The sequence below is a fragment of the Actinoplanes derwentensis genome (assembly GCF_900104725.1).
GTDB lineage: Bacteria > Actinomycetota > Actinomycetes > Mycobacteriales > Micromonosporaceae > Actinoplanes > Actinoplanes derwentensis.
The window spans coordinates 2,844,295-2,862,512 of record NZ_LT629758.1 but is presented as its reverse complement, the minus strand read 5'-3'; the positions used below and the strand labels follow the sequence as shown (position 1 = coordinate 2,862,512).

Annotated in this window: 19 protein-coding genes and 1 tRNA gene; 14 read left to right on the top strand and 6 right to left on the bottom strand. The window is 67.5% G+C overall.

Translation table 11 applies throughout. The features are described 5' to 3' along the window. Window positions 1-61 precede the first annotated feature (61 nt). Window positions 62-850 (bottom strand): CPBP family intramembrane glutamic endopeptidase, encoded by a 789-nt coding sequence (locus tag BLU81_RS12990; protein ID WP_197686210.1) that lies wholly within the window; start codon window positions 848-850, stop codon window positions 62-64. Continuing rightward, window positions 847-1,455 carry a DUF3887 domain-containing protein gene (locus tag BLU81_RS49145; protein WP_231954479.1) on the bottom strand — a complete coding sequence of 203 codons (609 nt, stop codon included), beginning with the start codon at window positions 1,453-1,455 and terminating at the stop codon, window positions 847-849. The genes BLU81_RS12990 and BLU81_RS49145 overlap by 4 nt, the downstream gene beginning before the upstream one ends. Before the next feature lie 64 nt (window positions 1,456-1,519). Between BLU81_RS49145 and BLU81_RS12985 the strand changes: the two genes are divergently transcribed. Both BLU81_RS12985 and metG read left to right on the top strand, forming a co-directional pair. Further along, a complete protein-coding gene (locus BLU81_RS12985) occupies window positions 1,520-2,182 on the top strand; it encodes a DUF6199 family natural product biosynthesis protein (RefSeq protein ID WP_092544645.1) in 663 nt (220 codons plus the stop codon). A 195-nt stretch (window positions 2,183-2,377) separates the two neighbouring features. After that, window positions 2,378-3,835 (top strand): methionine--tRNA ligase, encoded by a 1,458-nt coding sequence (gene metG, locus BLU81_RS12980; RefSeq protein WP_092544643.1) that lies wholly within the window; start codon window positions 2,378-2,380, stop codon window positions 3,833-3,835. A 9-nt stretch (window positions 3,836-3,844) separates the two neighbouring features. Here metG and BLU81_RS12975 read toward each other — a convergent pair whose 3' ends face one another. Continuing rightward, window positions 3,845-4,030: a hypothetical protein gene (locus tag BLU81_RS12975; RefSeq protein WP_092544641.1), complete on the bottom strand. Its 186-nt coding sequence runs from the start codon at window positions 4,028-4,030 to the stop codon at window positions 3,845-3,847. A 404-nt stretch (window positions 4,031-4,434) separates the two neighbouring features. On the opposite strand from BLU81_RS12975, the gene BLU81_RS50595 reads away from it, so the two are divergent. The 3 genes from BLU81_RS50595 to BLU81_RS12965 all read left to right on the top strand — a co-directional run bounded on the left by BLU81_RS50595 (window position 4,435) and on the right by BLU81_RS12965 (window position 5,597). After that, a complete protein-coding gene (locus BLU81_RS50595; protein ID WP_231954477.1) occupies window positions 4,435-5,064 on the top strand; it encodes an alpha/beta hydrolase in 630 nt (209 codons plus the stop codon). Between the two features lie 62 nt (window positions 5,065-5,126). Continuing rightward, window positions 5,127-5,339, top strand: a complete 213-nt coding sequence (locus BLU81_RS50590; protein ID WP_231954475.1) for a hypothetical protein — start codon at window positions 5,127-5,129, stop codon at window positions 5,337-5,339. A gap of 174 nt (window positions 5,340-5,513) precedes the next feature. Continuing rightward, a tRNA-Leu gene (locus BLU81_RS12965) sits at window positions 5,514-5,597 on the top strand. Here BLU81_RS12965 and BLU81_RS12960 read toward each other — a convergent pair. The 3 genes from BLU81_RS12960 to BLU81_RS12950 form a co-directional block, all read right to left on the bottom strand. Then, a complete protein-coding gene (locus BLU81_RS12960) occupies window positions 5,579-7,318 on the bottom strand; it encodes a recombinase family protein (RefSeq protein WP_092544639.1) in 1,740 nt (579 codons plus the stop codon). The two genes, BLU81_RS12965 and BLU81_RS12960, sit on opposite strands and share 19 nt — an antisense overlap. Before the next feature lie 824 nt (window positions 7,319-8,142). Further along, a complete protein-coding gene (locus BLU81_RS50585; RefSeq protein ID WP_231954474.1) occupies window positions 8,143-9,000 on the bottom strand; it encodes a hypothetical protein in 858 nt (285 codons plus the stop codon). Next, window positions 8,988-9,377 (bottom strand): primosomal protein N', encoded by a 390-nt coding sequence (locus BLU81_RS12950; protein ID WP_231954473.1) that lies wholly within the window; start codon window positions 9,375-9,377, stop codon window positions 8,988-8,990. The genes BLU81_RS50585 and BLU81_RS12950 overlap by 13 nt, the downstream gene beginning before the upstream one ends. A gap of 1,131 nt (window positions 9,378-10,508) precedes the next feature. On the opposite strand from BLU81_RS12950, the gene BLU81_RS12940 reads away from it, so the two are divergent. The 9 genes from BLU81_RS12940 to BLU81_RS12900 all read left to right on the top strand — a co-directional run bounded on the left by BLU81_RS12940 (window position 10,509) and on the right by BLU81_RS12900 (window position 18,217). After that, on the top strand, window positions 10,509-11,027 hold the full coding sequence (locus tag BLU81_RS12940) for an SAF domain-containing protein (protein WP_157751530.1): 519 nt from the start codon (window positions 10,509-10,511) through the stop codon (window positions 11,025-11,027). A gap of 1 nt (window position 11,028) precedes the next feature. Continuing rightward, window positions 11,029-11,721: a hypothetical protein gene (locus BLU81_RS12935; RefSeq protein ID WP_092544631.1), complete on the top strand. Its 693-nt coding sequence runs from the start codon at window positions 11,029-11,031 to the stop codon at window positions 11,719-11,721. A gap of 7 nt (window positions 11,722-11,728) precedes the next feature. Continuing rightward, window positions 11,729-13,057: a CpaF family protein gene (locus tag BLU81_RS12930; RefSeq protein WP_092544630.1), complete on the top strand. Its 1,329-nt coding sequence runs from the start codon at window positions 11,729-11,731 to the stop codon at window positions 13,055-13,057. Window positions 13,058-13,060: 3 nt separating this feature from the next. Further along, a complete protein-coding gene (locus BLU81_RS12925; protein WP_092544628.1) occupies window positions 13,061-13,885 on the top strand; it encodes a type II secretion system F family protein in 825 nt (274 codons plus the stop codon). A 232-nt stretch (window positions 13,886-14,117) separates the two neighbouring features. Beyond that, on the top strand, window positions 14,118-15,740 hold the full coding sequence (istA, locus tag BLU81_RS12920) for an IS21 family transposase (protein ID WP_172890773.1): 1,623 nt from the start codon (window positions 14,118-14,120) through the stop codon (window positions 15,738-15,740). After that, window positions 15,737-16,528 (top strand): IS21-like element helper ATPase IstB, encoded by a 792-nt coding sequence (istB, locus tag BLU81_RS12915; RefSeq protein ID WP_269460971.1) that lies wholly within the window; start codon window positions 15,737-15,739, stop codon window positions 16,526-16,528. The genes istA and istB overlap by 4 nt, the downstream gene beginning before the upstream one ends. Before the next feature lie 217 nt (window positions 16,529-16,745). Next, the gene (locus tag BLU81_RS12910; RefSeq protein WP_092544626.1) at window positions 16,746-17,528 is read left to right on the top strand and encodes a type II secretion system F family protein; all 783 of its coding nucleotides are present in this window, start codon (window positions 16,746-16,748) and stop codon (window positions 17,526-17,528) included. 90 nt (window positions 17,529-17,618) lie between these two features. Continuing rightward, window positions 17,619-17,813: a hypothetical protein gene (locus BLU81_RS12905; RefSeq protein ID WP_092544624.1), complete on the top strand. Its 195-nt coding sequence runs from the start codon at window positions 17,619-17,621 to the stop codon at window positions 17,811-17,813. Further along, window positions 17,810-18,217, top strand: a complete 408-nt coding sequence (locus BLU81_RS12900; RefSeq protein WP_092544622.1) for a TadE family protein — start codon at window positions 17,810-17,812, stop codon at window positions 18,215-18,217. The genes BLU81_RS12905 and BLU81_RS12900 overlap by 4 nt, the downstream gene beginning before the upstream one ends. The last annotated feature ends 1 nt before the right edge of the window (window position 18,218 follow it).

Below are 18,218 nucleotides of genomic sequence, written 5' to 3'. Positions count from 1 at the left end.
CGGTTGACCCCGCCGCTGAAACGGCAGACGGCCTTACCCATCGGCGTGCCCCGGAGGCTGTTTAGCCGAGCCCCGGAGCATCGGCGATGCTTTCGGTGGCGGTCAGGTTGCCGGCGAACCGTGCACGGTGAACCTCCCGGTGGCCAGGAGGTACACGACGATCACCAGCGGTACGATCCAGCCGCTCCAGCCGAGGACCGTCGCCTGTGTGGTGTCGATGTGTTCGCCGGCCTTCGCGAACAGGAGGTAGGAGCCGGCTGCTCCGTAGGATCAGCGGAGCGTGCCACACGCCCCAGATCACGCCCGAGATCAGGATCGCCGGAATCGCGCCGAGCGGCATCAGCCTCGGGAACAGCCAGCCGCGCCACCCGAGCTCTTCCCCGAGTGCCGGAATAAGGTTGATGACCGCGGCCAGGGGCAGCGCAGCGAGTTGGAGGGCGACGAGCGCACCGGTCGGAACCGGAAGCTCACCCATTCCGGCGGCGCTCACCTGCTCGTCCAGGACCTGCTGGAACCCCGAGAAGTGCACGATATCAGCCGGATACACCCCGAACAGCGCACCGATCGGAAGGGCCGCCAGGACCAGCGCGATGGCCCCGAAGACACCCGCCGCCGCATAGCCGAGCAACGGCCGGGCCGGCTTCAGTGGCCACAGCCCGAGCACCTGCGCCTTGTGCTCCGGCCGCTCCACGAAGAACACCACGACGAGCGCGGCGATCGCCGGAGTCGCCATGACGGCGATGGACACGACCAGAAACCAACCACTGGCGAGCCCGTCACCGAGCCAGAGCGGCAGGGCGAGTAGCCACGACAGCCCGAAGGCCAGGCCGAGAAAGACGGCGACGCTCACGGGTCCTTCCTTTCGAGGATGAACAGACCGGCGATGGTGCGGTCGTCGCGGAACGTGATCCGGATCGTGTAGTCGCCCGCCTCCATCGTGAGCGGCGTGTTCGTGATCGTCATGTCGCCGGCGCGGGCGGCCTCCGGTTCGCCGTGCTGCTCGAACGCCCCGGACAGCCCGATGATCTGCGCCCATGCGGCGGCCAGCGCGTCCTCCGACAGGCCGTCGCGCATGGTCGGATCGAACTGCCCGGCGATCTGCGACCAGTGCCCGGCGACCAGGTCCCGGATCACTGCAGTGGCCAGTTCGGTGGCCTCGGGCAGCGGTGTGGTGTTCATCAGCTCTCCTGTTCGGGGATCGATCGGTTTGCCGTAGCGCTGGAACGCCGCCTGCCGGGTCACGCCGAGCGCGTCCCCGACGACCTGCCAGGTGGCGCCGTTCTGCCGGGCCTGCTGGACGACCGTGCGCACGACGTCGTCGGCGGCCGCCTGAATGCGCACCGCCCGGCGCACCGACTCGGCCCAGTCGTCGCCGCTCGTCAGAACACGCGACGCCAGGAACGCGTCCATCTGCGCCCGTAAAGCCCGCATTGCGTCCGTCAATTTGTCTTGCACGTGTCAAGCTTACCTTTACAACCCGGGCGCGAGCGGACAGCGGTCGCCGGTAACATTCTCGGCCGTGGATGGCCTCGTTCTGATTCTGATCCCGGTCGCCGCCATGCTGCTGTGGTCGGTGATCTCCCCGCGGTCCCAGTGGCGGATCCTCGCCGCCTGGAGCTACCGCGACCCGGAAGCGAACGAGCCGAGCGACGCCGCGTTCGCGCTGACCCGCCTCGGCAGCGTGGTGATGCTCGCCGTGCTGGTGTGGCAGGTCATCGGGCTGGCCACCGACAGCGCCGACACCGATGCGCGCCCCGCGCCGACGCCAGTCACTTCCGCTGAGGCCGCCGAGCAGCTGCGTTCGCAGTTCGGCGTCGCCCACGCCACCGTGGTCACTGTGCCGGTATTGACCGCGCAGCCGGCTTCGGCCGGGCGGGTGAAGATCCTTCGGCACCGGGTGGTCGACGCCGCCGCGCCACCGGCGTACGTCGCGCCGGCTCTCACCGGCCAGACCGGCACCTGGCTGGTGCTCGGGGTACGCGCCGACGTCCCGCCCGCCGGTGTCCGGATCAACGACATCCCCGGTCCGGTCTACGTCAGCGTCTTCGCCGGATGCGACGCGGCCTGCCCGTCGGAGCCCGTCGCCTCCGGCGAGAACTTCTACCTGGTGACGGTACGTCTCGGCGAACCACTGGCCCGTCGCCTCGTCTTCGACGGCTCCACCGGCCGCCCGGCACCCTGAATCCAGCCCGGAAAGCGTTTGCCGAGCACCGCGCCGGGTGCCACGATGCGTGTCATGCAGCCATGCCGGAATCTGATGACACGCCCTGCTCCGGGGCTGTTCGGCGTGCGTTAGCACGACTTTCGACGACCAGGTCCCCGCCGTGCGAGGGCTTGGCTCCTGGTTCCTCGTTCGCGGCAGGGCGGAGGAGGAATCATGTCTTTCTACATCACCACGGCTATCCCGTACGTCAACGCAGCCCCGCATCTGGGACACGCCCTGGAGCTGGTGCAGGCCGACGTGCTGGCCCGCCATCGCCGGTCACGTGGTCAGCGGGTGCGGTTCCTGACCGGCACCGACGACAACGCTCTGAAGAACGTGGCCGCCGCCCGCGCCGCCGGAGTGGACACCGCGACGTTCGTCGCCGGTAACAGCGCCCGTTTCGCCGGTCTGCGCGAACCGTTGGCGCTGTCGTTCGATGACTTCATCGCCACCAGCACCGATGTCCGGCACGCCGCCGGAGTGCGCCGGTTGTGGCAGCAGTGCGCCGAGGCAGGCGACTTCTACCAGCGCAGCTATACCGGGCTGTACTGCACCGGCTGCGAACAGTTCCGGTCCGACAGTCGTTGCCCGGAGCACGGGCGGGAGCTTGAACGCGTACAAGAAAGCAATTGGTTCTTCAGGTTGTCGCGTCATCAGAATCGGCTGTTGCGGGTGCTGGAATCGGGGCAGGTGCGCATCGTGCCGGACGCGCGACGTAATGAGGTTCTCGCGTTCGTCCGGGCCGGTCTGGCCGATTTCAGTGTCTCCCGGCCGGCCACGCGTGCCGCCGGCTGGGGAGTCTCGGTGCCCGGCGATCCCACCCAGGTCGTCTACGTGTGGTGGGACGCGCTGGCCAGTTACGTGACCGCGCTGGGGTACGGCGACGATCCGGCGTACCGGAAATGGTGGATCGACGCCGCCGAAAGGGTGCACGTCATCGGTAAGGGCATCGTGCGTTTCCACGCCGTCCATTGGCTGGCACTGCTGTTGTCGGCGCGGCAGCCGTTGCCGACGACCATTCTGGTGCACGACTATCTGACTGCCGACGGCGTCAAGCTGTCCAAGAGTTCGGGCAACACCGTCGACCCGGTCGAACTGGCCGAACGGTACGGCACCGACGCGCTGCGCTGGTGGCTGCTGCGCGAGGTCCCGCCGGTGGGGGACACCGACTTCACCGTCGACCGGCTTGTGCATTGTGCCGATCGCGATTTGGCGAACGCGCTGGGCAATCTGGTGCACCGCACGCTGAGTCTGGTCCACAAGTACCGGGCCGGGCGCGTGCCACTGGTGTCCGGGACGTGTGCCGGCCTGCCCGCCCGCATCGACCGGGCACTGGACGCCTACGACTTCCGCGCGGCGACCACAGCGATCGGTGACGTCGTCGACGACGCGAACCGCCTGGTCGACGCCGAACAGCCGTGGCGTCTGGCCCGCGCCGGGGACACCGCTCGTCTCGACGGCGTCCTCGGTGGTCTCGTCGACACGTGCCGGGTACTGGCCGGCGAACTGCGCCCGTTCATCCCCGACGGCGCCGAACGCCTGCGCCGGCAACTCGGCCACGGCACACAGGTCGGCTGGCCGGTGCCGGTCTTCCCGCGCTGGGCGCCGCGATCCGGTCGAGCCCTCGGCTGAGCCGGCGGGCTACACGCCCGCTGATCCGACCAAGGCCACCGTCGCGGCCACCGCGGCGGCGACAGCGATGAGCATCAGCGTCGCCGCGCCGGCTCCGGCAGCGAGCCGCCCGGCGACGGTCCGGATGGCGAGCCGCCCGTCCGGGGTACCTGTGTACTGAACCATGACGGCATCCGAGTCGTCGAAAAAGATCACGCTGAGTACGGTAAGGCATTGTGTCGCTCGCGTAAAAACCCAGCTCAGGTGAGATCGGCCACCGTGTTGCGCGCGGTTACCGGCCGCGGACATTACGTGTAGTGACCAAAATGGAGTCGAGTCGGCAAGCGGGCTCCTGGTTGCTGTCGTGTGAGGTCGTCCCGGGAGATACATCCTCAAGATGATGCTGAGTCCCTTGAGGGCAGCCAGGTTTCCTCGGCATGGAAACTACTTCACGCGGCCACGGCGATCCTGGCCCCGATGAGCCTGCCAGCACCGACGGGACCGGCACCGGCGGGCACCACATCCCGCCCCGACCCATGGATGCCAGGCGTAGGCGTACGAGCAATGGTGGTCTCGCTCTGGTATCCCGCCCGGTCGGCAGGCGGAACCGGGCGGGATATATGACGCCCACCGAATCGCGGCTGCTCCTTGCGGACGCGGGCCTCACCGATCTTCCGCCGCCCTACCTGTTCAGCACGGTCCGGACCAACGCCTGGACCGACGCCGAACCGGCGGGCCGTAAGCACAGTCTGCCGTTGATCGTGCTCTCGCCCGGTTTCGGCAAACCGCGCAGTGAACTCACCGGTCTAGCCGAGGACCTGGCCTCCGGCGGGTACGTGGTGGTCGCGATCGAGCACACCTACGAGAGCGTCGCCACCACGTTCCCCGACGGCCGTGTCACCACCTGTGTCGCCTGCGAGACACCGGTCCGGGACCCCGCGTTCTGGCGCACGGTCACGCAAGGCCGGGCCGCCGACGTCTCCTTCGTCCTCGACCAGCTGACCGGACCGCACCCACAGTGGAACGGCGCCGCGCTGATCGATCCGCGCCGCTTCGGGATGTCCGGTCAGCCGGTGGGCGGCGCGGCCACCCAGGCCACGATGGTGACGGACGCCCGCGTCGACGCTGGGATCGACGTCGACGGCCACACCGGCCTGTCCCGGCCGTTCATGTTCCTGGGCCGGGGCAGGACCACTTCAGCCCCGGACTGCCGTCCGCCGGCAACTGGGACCGCGACTGGCCACTGCTGACCCGCTGGAAACGCCGGCTCGTCGTCGACGGCGCGATCCACCTGCACTTCACCGATCTCGCCTTGCTCGCCGAACAGGCCGGCCTCGACCTCGGGACCGAACTGACCGGGCCGCGTGGCGCCGAGATCACCCGCCGGTACGTCCGCGCGTTCCTCGACCTGCATCTGCGCGGCCGGCCCACAGCATTCCTGGACGCGCCGTCACCCGACTGTCCGGAGGTCCATCGGTGCGAACCGGCAGCCGGCGCCGACTTCGTGGCGGCAGCCGCCGGGTGAATCACTCGCCTGGCCGCAATGAAGACCGCGACGGGGCCGCTATCCCGGCGACAGCGACCACGATGAGGTGCGCGTCCAACGTCGGCGCGGTGCCGCCGGGAACACTCATGGTGACGACGACCGAGGCCCCCGAAGCAAGTCGATCATGATCGACTTGCTAGGTTGTTCAGGCAGGTCCGGGTGGCGGAATGGCAGACGCGCTAGCTTGAGGTGCTAGTGCCCTTAACGGGCGTGGGGGTTCAAGTCCCCCCTCGGACACAAACTAAATCCCCATGAGAGTCCGCTACAGGCTGTGCCTGGACGCGGACTTTCTGCATTTCCGGATGATACGTGAGCCGCAGCCCGAGCTGCCGGTAGACCTCGGCCCGATCGTCGGGATCCGCCTCGTCCAGAACGGTGACGATGTCACCGAGTTGCCCGATGAGGTCGGCGATCTGTTCCGGGCTCATCCGCGCGGCTCGCTGCGGCCGGGGCGCGTTCAGCACCTCGGTGGCCTGCCTGCGCTGGTTCTGGACCTCGGTGATCCAGCCGGTGACCACCACCGGGTCCGCGCCGGATTCCAGGGCCGCCCGGTATTGGGCGAGTTTCGTGTCACAGTCGGCCAGCCGGGCCCGCGCCTGCCGCACCGGCTCACTCTCCACCGGCTCGGGATCCTGCGCCGCCGCCATCATCGCGACGGTGTCCGCGAGACGGCCGGGCGCGAACGCCGCCGCCAGAGCCGTGTCAAGGCTGCCGACGATGTCGCGTTCCCGGAGATAGACGTTACGCGGGTGGTCGATCTTGTTGGCCAGGGCGTACTCCTGGGCGTACCGGCACCGGTAGTAGGCCTCGCCGTTGGAGCGCTGGCCTTGCATCCGGCGGTGACACAACCCGCAGTAGACCAGACCTTTGAGTACGTACGGATGCCGGCTGCGGTGCTTCTTGTGCTCGAACCCGGGACCAGAGCCTCGGCCCTGCAGAACCTGCTGGACCTGTTCGAAGGTGTCGGCGTCGATCAGCGGCGTGTGCACGATCTCCTTGGAGACCACCCAGCGGTCCTTCGGGTTCCACCGCTGGACCGTGGTGTTGCCCAGCGCGACGTCGTTGACGTCGAGAAGGACCTCGTCGGTGCGTTGCCGGTTCCACACCTGACGGCCGGTGTAGCGGGGGTTGGTCAGGATCACCCGCACCGCACTCTTCGACCAGGCGATTCCCGGCCGGTGCGGGTTCCGCTTACGGTCGTAACCCGACGGGCTCAGGATCCCCTCGGCGGTGAGCCCTTCCGCGATCACGTAGAGACCGTTCCCGGCGAGGAACTCGGCGTAGATACGCTGCACCACCGGAGCGGTGTTCGGATCGGGCACCAGCCCGCGCAGGTGCCGCCCGTCGGCGGCCTTGGCCGGGTTCAGGTGCGGGCCCAGATCGGCCAGGGTGTAGCCGTACGGTGGACGGCCACCCAGGAACCGGCCCTCGACCTGTGTCTGTGATGCCATCGCGGTCCGGACCCGGATCTTGATCCGGTTCCGCTCGCCCTTGCTCATCCCGCCGAACACCGACATGACCAGGTCGTGGGCCTCGTTGTCGGGGTCGATCGGGCCACCGACCTCCGGCACCCACAGTTGCACCCCGTAGTGGGCGAACAGCGGCAGCGTCAGACCGAACTGGTTGCCGTAGAACGCGCGATGCGGCTCACCGATCACCACCGCGGTGAACCCACGCCCGGGGTCTCGCAACGCCGCCAGCAGGCGGTTCGCCTCCGGGCGACGCGACCACGGCAGCGAGCGACTCTGCCCGACGTCGAAAAACTGGAAACCGTCGTCGATCACCCCACCACGCGACGTGATGAGATTCCGCGCCAACGAGAGCTGCCAGCGCCGGGACGACTCGGGATCCTGGTTGTCCTCGGTGGAGACGCGGCCATAGAAAGCGAAAGAGAGCTTCGCGTCGACGAAGCTCTCTTTCGCGAAATCGGCGGCGATCCGCGCGTGATCTATCGTCATCTTTCCTCCTTGGGGTTGTGCAATTTCTCGCGCTTCCGGTGGACTCCGATGAGCAGAGCCAGCAGGGCGCGCGCAGCTTCCGGCGTGACAGTCAGGGACAGAACCGTAACGTCCGATTCATTTTCCGCCTGACCCGACGTCGCGTAGCCATACTGATCATATCCGCCAGCTACCCCATCAGGGGGGTTCCATTGCAAACCTGTCATATTTTGTTCCCTTTTCTTGACTATCAAACTGCAATATCAGCGGATTCATATCCGGGGACTCCTTTCGCAACATGAATTTCTTATCGGACTTCATTTCACTCGCCATTGAGCACGGAATCTCGCAGGCATGAACCATCGAGATCCCCTGTCCCATTACGGCCGCAGCCGTTCGAGCACAACTCGGGTACCAGCCACCTCGAAGGGGGCCGCGATCCATCGGACCTGCCCTTGCTCCTCATGCAGATACGGATGCTCGTGAGGCTTGCCTTCGTGTCGGCAACGCCCACCGCGCGAAGAAGGATGACACCGGTTGACGGCACCCCGCACACAGCCCGTGTATCGACAGCTCTGACGGCACACAGCAAAAGGAAAACGCCAAGCAGTAGACCTGCGCTACTTAGTCAATTTACCAACAAGCTGAAGGGCCGGCCGTACGCAACGATGACCAGGCTCGTCAATCTCACAGGTGGCAGGATGTCAGAAACGGCAAATGGCCCGCAGAGCAGTGGACTCTGCAGGCCATCCGGCACTCGTAAGGAGCTATGCGGAAGAAATCATCGCCGCCCGGAAATCCGATGAGACTTCCCGATGCGAGGAATCGTCAGATCTGTCGGCAAACTAACCGGACACGACCGAGCGTTGTTGAGTCACGGTGACGTTAGCTGTGGTGGCAGTCGTGATCGCCGGTTCAGTTCCGGAGAATCCGCCGCCACTCCAAGAGATATCCCATGTCGCGATGGCTCGGACGGTGTAGCCGCTTCTGCCCGAGGGGATTCTGTAGGTGTGCCCACAGGTCGGTGACTCACTGTCCATGCCGGCCGCTGCAGTCCACGGAGTTCCCGGACCGTCACATACGCGGGCGGAAGTGCCGTCGCCCGCGTCCCAGGTGATCTTCTTGGGTACGGCTCTGGCGGTGATGGTCAGCCCACCTGCGGAGGCGGACGCAGTCTGGGTCTGCCACCATCCGGGCTGCACCCACCACCACACCGGAACCCAGACGACCTGGGTGGTGGTGAACTTGGGATTGGCCGCGATGGCGGGAGTGGGGATCTCGAGGCTGTCGACGGCGCGTTGGGTGAGAACGCCAAGCGCCGCGGGCGGCTGGTCCAGTATCACGATGCCCCAGTCGGTCGTCTCGTCCGTCTCGGGATTGATACAGGTCTTGATCCACTGGTTGGCCGGCAAGTATCCACCTGCGTCCTTGCCGTAGTAGCAGCCGTCGCTGCCGAGCCAGCCGAATTCGTTGTAGCACTCCACGGGCTGACCGCCGATGGTGCACGAGATGCTCCCACCGCCATCTCCGCTATTGCCGCTGCCGCCGCCGGTGTAGCCGACCTCGACCGTGCAGCCGGGGTTATTGGGCGATGTGGAGCAGTCGACCCCTCCCCAGCCATCCGCCCGGCTCACACCTGGCGTTACGGTGAGCAACGCGAGCACCGCAATCAGCGGTAGCAGCAGGCGCCTTACGGTTTGCACGACCCCACCCCTCGTACCGCTAGATCGGTGACTTTCCAGGAGCCGTTGGCGAGTTCGAGATTTGCCAGCGCCAGCCGGAATCCGCCTTTGTCTTGGGAGACCGGACCACCATTTGCCTTGTAGAGCTCGGTCTTGCTGGTGTCCATGCAGTCCTCGACCACCGCCTTCGTCGGGGCCTTGGCCGGGCTCACCGCGGTCACCTTGGCGTGGTTGACGGTTTCGCCTCGCGAGATGACGCCTTCCTGCTTCCTCTTGGCCAGTGCCGTCGTGAAAAGGTCCAGCGCTGCTCCGGTGGTGTACTTGCGAAGGTCCGGGTGGTCCGGATTACTGGTCTGGCCAGCGGCGGCGAAGGCTGCCTGCATTCCCATGTAGGCCACGAGTGCCTGCTGTTTGGCCTCGGCGGCCGTCAGCAGTGTCGCGGACGGCGTCGGTGATGGAGCTGACGGGGTTGGTGCTGGCACTGACGAGCTGGCCGTCGGTATTTCGACCGGTGGCGGGTCGCGGTCCGTGCACGCGGTCAGTGTCGTCACCGCCATCGCGAGCGCTGCCGCCAGAATCGGTCCTGGGTTTGTGCGTTTCATGCCTGTCCTCCAACACGAGAGGCCCCGAGCGATCTTTCCTACCGGAGGACACGCCGGTGCGCTACTGACAGTTGGGCACGTACATGCTGTCTGTAGTCTGCGTACGCTCCATCGAGGGTCGCTCGTGGACGGGGCATAAGCCGCCTCACTTTGCCGATGGCGGGTGCGTATAGACAGCGACGAGCGCCTCGTAGATCGCCAGGTGCTCGCGACCTCTGTCGCTCAGGCTGTACGTCTTGATCGGCCGCCGACCTGATCGGATAGCGTCGATCCGAACCAGCCCCGCACGCGTCAAGCGATTCAAACTTCGCGTCAACGCGTTGTCGTCTACGTGTTCGCCGACGTGCGTCTCCAGGCGCCCATGCAGGGCGCGGAACCGGAACGGCGCTTCGGCGAGTACGGCCAGGATTGGCGGATCCCAGCGAAAGCGAAACAGGTCGGAAATACGGATTAGCTGCTCGATGTCAATCTTGACTCCCCCGAGTCTGCAAGTTGCACGAGAACCTAAATACCGTGCCATCGGGTGATCGCCAGCGGCAAACGGTTTCCGATTCGATGCCGAAAGGTCTGACGGCTCTGCCCTAATTGGACGATCATCTATCAGCCGTTCGTGCGATGACGAATCGTGACATGTCCTTATCTGTGGGTACGCTGCGAGAAGCGCGGCGACTCACTGTCGTGGCGAACGTACACGGTGTACGTAGGCGATCTACGTACGCACTTGTCCGTGGCGACGCCTTCTGGATCTCCGGTACGACGGAGATTCGCGTTTTGCTACGGGGGTGATGATCCATGACCGTGGTCGCAGAAGCCCGGCGGGCAGCGCCGGCCAGGCCGAGTCCTAACCCGGCGGTACAACCAAAGCGACGTTGGTCGTTGCTAATCGGCGGACTGCTATCAATTTTGCTGTGCGCGGGCATCTTCGCGGTGGTCCAGCTTCAGGGCGACGCCCGGATCCAGGTGCTGGCGATTGCTCGCGCGGTGGCCGCAGGACAACCACTGACCGCCGACGACTTGAAGGCTGTTCGCATCGTGCCCGACCCCAGCGTGCCGCTGGTCAAAGCTGTCGAGGTTGACCAGGTCATCGGCCGAAGTCCGGCGGTTCCGCTGGCGCCCGGCACGCTGCTCGCGGAGTCCCAGCTCGGCCCGGCGTCCTGGCCTGCCACTGGTCAGGCCGTTGTCGCTGCGGTGTTCAAGCCTGGCGCTGTCCCGGCAGGACTGGCCCCCGGCAGCCACGCGCTGGTCGTCACCGTCGCCAAGAGCGACGTCACCGGAACCTCCGCCGCGACCTCGACACCGCAACCGGTCGCCGGGACCGTCGTCGACATCACCGAGGGCACTGACGGCACCGGCACAACGATCGTGTCGCTGCTGCTGGCCCGCGCCGACGCGACGAAGCTCGCCGGGGCGGGAACAGACATGTCTCTGGTCCTGGTGGCGAGCTGACATGCTGGTCGCCGTCACCTCAGTCAAATCCGGTGGTGCCACCACTTTCGCCGCCGCACTGGCCGCGGCGTGGCCGGACGAGTCCGCGCTCCTGATCGAAGCGGACCCGGCCGGCGGTGACCTCGGAGGCTGGCACGGCCTTCCCGACAACCCCGGCCTGGCATCGCTGGCCAACGCCTGCCGCAGCGGCCACCCCGACATCGGCGAGCACACCACCCGCCTGCCGTTCGGCATCGACACGGTCCTCGCCGCCGCCGGGCGGCCACAGGCCAGCGCAGCGATCGGGCTGCTGGCCGACACCGAGCCCGCCCGCTGGGCCAAGGAACGCCCGACCGTGCTCGACCTCGGCCGCCTGGAACCCGGCTCCCCGGCGGCGCCGCTGCTGGAGTTGGCGGATGTGGTCCTCGTCGTGGCCGGCGGCGACGCTCTGTCGTTGCTGCGCCTGTCGCTGGCCGAGATCCCCAGCGACCGGGCGCGGCTGGTCACCATCGGCCGGGTCGGCTACTCCAATGAGGACCTGGCTCACCTCGTCGGCATCCCGCTGATCGCGCAGATGCCGTGGGACCGGCACAGCGCCGAGATCATCGCGGGCAAACGCCGGATCGGCCGGGCGTGGAACCGCCTCGGCCTGCCCGCGACCGCGCGAGCCTTGGCCGCGTCCCTCGTCCGCCAGGGCGACTTCCAGGTGAGGTGAAGATCCCATGACCATGCCGCTGACTACAGCATTGTCCGAATCAGATCTCGTCGCGGAGCTTCGCGCGCAAGTCACCCAGGCGATGGGGGCGCATGCCGGAGGCGGCCTGCTGCCCGCCACCGAACGGCGCGTGCTCGCCGAGCGTTACACCGGCGAAGCTCTGGACGCCCTGGCTCGGCAGGCGCTCGACGAAGGGCGCGCCCCGCTGTCGGCGGAGGCCGAAGCCCGGGTGGCTCGCGCGGTCATCGACCACATCGTCGGCGCGGGCGGGCTGCAACACCTGCTGAGCAACCCCGAGATCGAGAACATCCACGCCAACGGCGCCGACGAGGTCTTCATCCGCTACGTCGGCGGTAAGTCAGAGGTCGGGCCGCCGATCGCCGAATCCGACGAAGCCATGATCGAAATGATCCGGGCGCTGGCCGCCGAGGCGGCGCTTGGGGCGGACCTGTCCGGCCAGGGCGAGGAACGCACCTTCGACCGCGCCAACCCGGTACTGGACATGCGGCTACGCGACGGGGAACGGTTGTGCGCGACGATGTCGGTGTCAAGCCGACCCGCGCTGGCGATCCGCCGCCCCACAATGTTCAACGCCGACCTCGACGACCTCATGGCCAGAGGCATGTTGGACGAGCCGCTGTGCCGGGTGATCCAGGCCGCGATGCGCGCCAAACTCAACATGGTCTTCGCGGGCGGCACCAACACCGGCAAGACCACGTTCGCCAGGGCCGCCGCCCGCGCCATCCCCGCGCACGAGCGGCTAGTCACCATCGAGGACCAGTACGAACTCGAACTCAAGGATCCGGTCGCACATCCGAACGTGGTGATGTTCCAGGCGCGGCGACCGAACCTCGAAGGCGTCGGCGCGGTCCCGATGACGGCACTGGTGCACACCGCCCTGCGCCTGGACCCAGATCGGGTGATCGTCGGTGAGACCCGCGGCGACGAAGTGATCGACCTGCTCAAAGCCATGAGCCAGGGCAACGACGGCAGCTTCGCCACGATCCACGCGTCCTCCAGCGTACAGGTGTTCACCCGGATGAAGCTGTACGCCAAGCAATCGCCCGAGAAGCTGGACTTCGACGCGAGCGCCATGCTGATCGCCGAAGCTCTCGATCTGGTCGTGCACCTGGACTGGACCCCGACGAAGACCCGCGTGGTGTCCAGCGTCCGGGAGGTCGTCGGTTTCGACGGCGGCGACGTGATCTCCAACGAAGTGTGGCGGCCCGGCCACGAACGACGCGCCGTGCCGAACACGCCGCTGCGCACCGAGACCCTGGACCGGCTGGAAGCCGCCGGGCTCGACCCGCACCTCATCGACCGAGTCGGGTGGTGACTCATGACCGCACTCGCCGCCCTGCTCGGAGCGGGCGTCGGCCTCGGCTTCCTGGCGGTCGTCGCCGGTCTTCGGCCACCCGCAGTCGGCGACCCACGCCGTCCCTCCGGGATCCGGTTCACCCGTGAGCACGTCATCCGGCTCGCCGTCGCGGTGGCTATGGCCGCCCTGGCAGGGTTGCTGACCCGCTGGCCGGTCGGCGCGATCCTCGCCGGGATCGGCGCGTACGCGCTGCCAATCGCGCTGGGCACCAACAAGAAGGCGGCCCGCGACCTCGCGCGCACCGAGGCCGTCGCCGTCTGGACCGAGATGCTACGCGACAACCTGTCCGGGGCCTCTGGGCTTGAACAGTCCATCCTCGTCACCGCCCCGTACGCGCCGGCCGCCATCAAGGACGAGATCGACGATCTCGCCGCCGCCGTGCGTCTCGGTCACCGGCTACCGATCGCCCTGGCCGAGCTGCGCGCCCGGCTCAACGACCGGACCGGCCGGCTGGTGGTGCGGGCGCTGATCCAAGCCTCCACTCGCCAGTCCCGGCAGCTCGCCGACCTGCTGACCGAGCTGGCCACCCGGGCACGTGCCCGCGCCACCCTGCGACTGAAGATCGCCCCCGGGCACGCGAAAATCCGCACCAATGCCCGGGTGATCACCGCGTTCACGATCGTGATGGCGGTCGGGCTGATCCTGTTCAACCCGACGTTCCTCGCCCCGTACCGCAGCCTCGCCGGTCAGCTCACGCTCGTCGTGGTGGGTGCCATCTTCGCGGTCGGCTTCCTGGGCATCGCCCGCCTCGCCCGCATCGGCGTGAGCGAAGGAGCCCGAACATGATCACGGCGACCATGCTGGGCGCGGGGGCCGGGCTCGGCCTGGCAATGCTGGTCGCCTTCGCGTTCCCGTGGCTATGACGGTTGTATTCGGCTCCACCAGGGCGGCTTGACCTGGCCCCACTCGCGAGTGACTTTCCCGCACGAATGGGTGATGGCGGCTTGAAATGGCCCCACCTGCGGTGTTGCGCTTGAAGTCCTGAGTGTGCTCGCCGTTGTTGGGGGCGCCCGTGTCGTTGACCAAGGTCGAACTGTTCCGCCGGATACGTTCTGACGCGGTGCTCGAAGAGCTCTCGATCCGGGCGCTGGCGCGTAAGCACGGGGTGCACCGCCGGTTTGTCCGGGAAGCGCTGACCTCGGCCGAGCCGACGCCGCGTCGGCAGCCGGTTCGCCGGTCGCCGCGGCTGGATCCGGTGAAGAAGACGATCGACGAGTGGCTGCGGGCGGATCTGGAAGCACCGCGCAAGCAGCGGCACACCGCTCGGCGGATCAAGGACCGGTTGGCAGAAGAGCTGAAAGCCGACGTCCCGTACTCGACGGTGCGTGACTACGTGTCGACGCGACGCCGGCAGATCGCGGCGGAAGCGGGTGCACCGGCGGACGGGTTCATCATCAGGCACAACCGGCCCGGCGCCGATGCCGAAGTCGACTTCGGTGAGGTCGTGATCTGCCTGGCCGGGATCATGACCCGCTGTCACCTGTTCGCGTTCCGGCTGGCCTACTCCGGCCTGTCGGTGCATCGCGTGACGGTGTCCTGCGGACAGGAAGCGTTCCTCGAAGGACACGAATACGCCTTCGAGCTGATCGGCGGGATCCCGGTCGGGCAGATCCGCTACGACAACTTGAGTTCGGCAGTGCGCCGGGTAGTCTTCCGGAGCCGATCAAGAATGGAAAACCCCAGGTGGGAAAGCTTCCGAGAGCACTATGGATTCACGGCTTTCTACTGCATCCCCGGGTTGGAAGGCGCTCATGAGAAGGGTGGCGTCGAAGGCCAGGTCGGCTACTACCGCCGCAACCGGCTGACCCCCGTCCCGGCCGTCGCCACCTTGGAAGAGCTGAACCAGCGGCTGGCGGTCGCCGATCTGGCCGACCGGGACCGCAAGATCCGGCTCCGGTCGAGGACCATCGGTGAGGACTTCGCCGCTGAGGCGGCGCTGCTGGCCCGGCTGCCGGCGGAGAAGTTCGGGGCTTCACTGACGCTGCGGCCGCGGGTCGATCGCGAGGCGACGGTGACCGTCCGGATGAACAACTACTCGGTCCCGGCCCGGTTCATCGGCCGCAAGCTGCAGGTCACGCTCGGCACCACCGAAGTGGTCATCGCCGACGGCCGCACCGAGATCGCCCGGCATCCCCGCCTGCCCGGACGCGGCGGCCAGCGGCTGCTGCTGGATCACTACCTGGAGATCCTGCTGCGCAAACCCGGAGCCCTCGCCGGGTCGGAAGCCCTCGACCAAGCACGCCGGGAAGGCACCTTCACCGCCGATCATGAAGCCTTCTGGGCAGCGGCGAAGGCCGCCACCAACGAGGCCACCGGCACCCGGCAACTGATCCAGGTCCTACTGCTGCACCGGCATCTGCGCGGTCAGGACGTGACCGCGGGCATCCGGGCCGCCCTGAGCGTCGGCGCCGCGACCGCTGACATCGTCGCGGTCGAAGCTCGCAAAGCCGCCCAGAACGCCGGCCCCTCACCCACGATCACGGCCGGGCCGCCGCCGGCACCACCGCCGCCACCGCCACCGCCAGCGGTCACCGAACGAACCTTGCAGCGAGTGGCGCGGTTGCCCGCCGATCATCGGCCGCCACCGGACCTAAACCGCTGGGACCAGCTGTTACACCACCGGAGAAAGGAATCATCGTGAGCCGTGTTCCTCGAGCCATGACCGAAAGCGCCGCCGACGCGGCGATCGAGACCTCCTGCCGGGTCCTGCACCTGCCCACGGTCCGCAGCCAGTTCTCCGAACTGATCACCCGCGCCGAACGTGACCAGCTCAGCTATCGAGGCATGCTCGCCGAACTGCTGATGGCCGAATGCGAGGAACGGGACCGGCGCCGTTCCCAGCGGCGGCTGCAGGCAGCGGGCTTCCCCCGCCAGAAATGGCTCAGCGACTTCGACTACACCGCCAACCCGAACATCAACCCCGGCCTGGTCAACAACCTCGCCAACTGCGACTGGGTCCGCTCCGGCCAGCCACTCTGCCTGATCGGTGACTCCGGCACCGGCAAATCACACCTGCTAATCGGCCTCGGATCAGCAGCCGCGATGGCCGGGTTCCGGGTCCGCTACACCCTCGCCGCGAAGCTGGTCAACGAACTGGTCGAAGCCGCCGACGACCGGCAACTGACCAAGACCATCGCCCGTTACGGCCGGGTCGACCTGCTCTGCATCGACGAACTCGGCTACCTCGAACTCGACCGCCGCGGCGCGGAGATGCTGTTTCAAGTCCTGACCGAACGCGAAGAGAAGAACAGCGTCGCCATCGCATCCAACGAATCCTTCTCCGGCTGGACCCGCACCTTCACCGACCCACGGCTCTGCGCAGCGATCGTCGACCGGCTCACCTTCAATGGCACGATCATCGAGACCGGCACCGACTCCTACCGACTCTCCAGAACCGCCGCGAAACAACCCGCCACCAGCAGATCCTGACCGGCACGCCACTGGACCGGCCCCGAAAGACTGAATCCGGCCCGCAGGTGGGGCCACTTCAAGCCGTGCTGGTGGAGCCGATTCAAACCGTCACACTCCTCGCGAGTGGGGCCAGGTCAAGCCGCCCTGGTGGAGCCGAATACAACCGTCATAGCCATTCCCGGCCCGGCCCACTCTGGCCCAGGCGTTCGCCGCCCTGCATCCGCGCACCACCGGCATGACGATCTACGCGCGGCCGTTTATCCCGTCTGAGGACGCGGGACAGCTGGCCGTGCTGGGGCGGCCGTTCGCTCCGCTGCTGGAGCGGCTCGGCTTGCCACGTGCGAAGGTCCGCGCCGACCTGGGGATCTGCGGCCGAGATCCCCGCCGGCACCTGGCCGAGCAAGCCGCGATGGCGATGCTGGGCTTCCTTCTACCCCCGGCGTTCGTCGCTCTGGTCACGCTCGGCGGCACGCCGATCGGCTGGCAACTGCCGGTCTGGGCCTCGCTGATCCTGGGCGCGCTCGGCGCGTTCGTGCCGGATCTCGTTGTAGCGTCCGAAGCCGTCAAGCGCCGCGCTGAACTGCGGGAAGCCGTCTCGGAAATGCTCGACCTGGTCGTGATCTCGCTGGCCGGTGGCGCGGGCGTAGATCAAGCGCTCCGTGACGCCACCACCGAATCCGAGGGATGGGCGCAGACCGCCCTGCGGCAGGCCGTCGAAGCGGCTCACCTGCGGCGGGTCCCGCCGTGGCAGACCCTCGGTGCGCTCGGCGAGACCGCCGGGCTGACCGCCCTGGCCGAGTTGTCGGCTGCACTGGCGATGGCGGGTAGTGAAGGCGCACGGATCAAGTCGACGCTGTCGGCCCGGTCGTCCGCGCTGATGACTCACCAGTTGGCCGAGGCCGAGGCCGCCGCCGCGTCGGCGACCGAACGGATGGTGCTGCCGCTGGTCTGCCTGCTCGGCGGGTTCCTGATCTTTCTAATCTTCCCTGCTTTCGCCACGATTCTCGGCGCTTTCTAGGAGATCCGTTAGTTCAGGAATTCCGAAGTGTCTTCAAACTTCCGGTCCGGAATCCACCAGGCCGGTCAACCCTCACAGGAGGTACTCGACATGTTGGACTACCTGGCCGCGTACGCCGCAGCCTCCACACAGCAGATCCGGGAGCGCACGGGTCGGCACCACCGCGACGGCGGCTACAGCACGGAGATGATCGCCGTGACCGCCTTCGTGGTCGCACTGGCCCTCGCGGCACTGGCGATCCTCGGCCCGAAGGTCCTGGAAAAGATCAACGGCGTCACGCTGTGACCACTACGGCGCCCCGACGCCGGCGCGACCGAGGGGCGGCCAGCGTCGAGTTGGTGCTGGCTACTCCTCTGCTCGGCCTGCTGCTGATGGCCGCCGTCCAGTTCGCCCTCTGGCAGCACGCCAGCCACATGGCACAGGCCGCCGCCAACGAAGGTGTGCAGATCGCGCGGGCGTACGGCAGCAGCGCCGCCGCCGGACGATCCGACACCGAGGCACTGCTGGCCGACCTGTCCGGCGGCGTCCTGTCCGGCACCTCCGTCAGTGCCAGCCGCAGCGCCACCACCGCCACGATCACGATCACCGGCCGAGCCGAAGCCGTGATCCCCGGTCTGTCCTTCCCGATCAAAGTCACCGTCACCGCGCCGGTCGAGCGGATTCCGGCAAATCCAGCAACCCCCGCGTAAG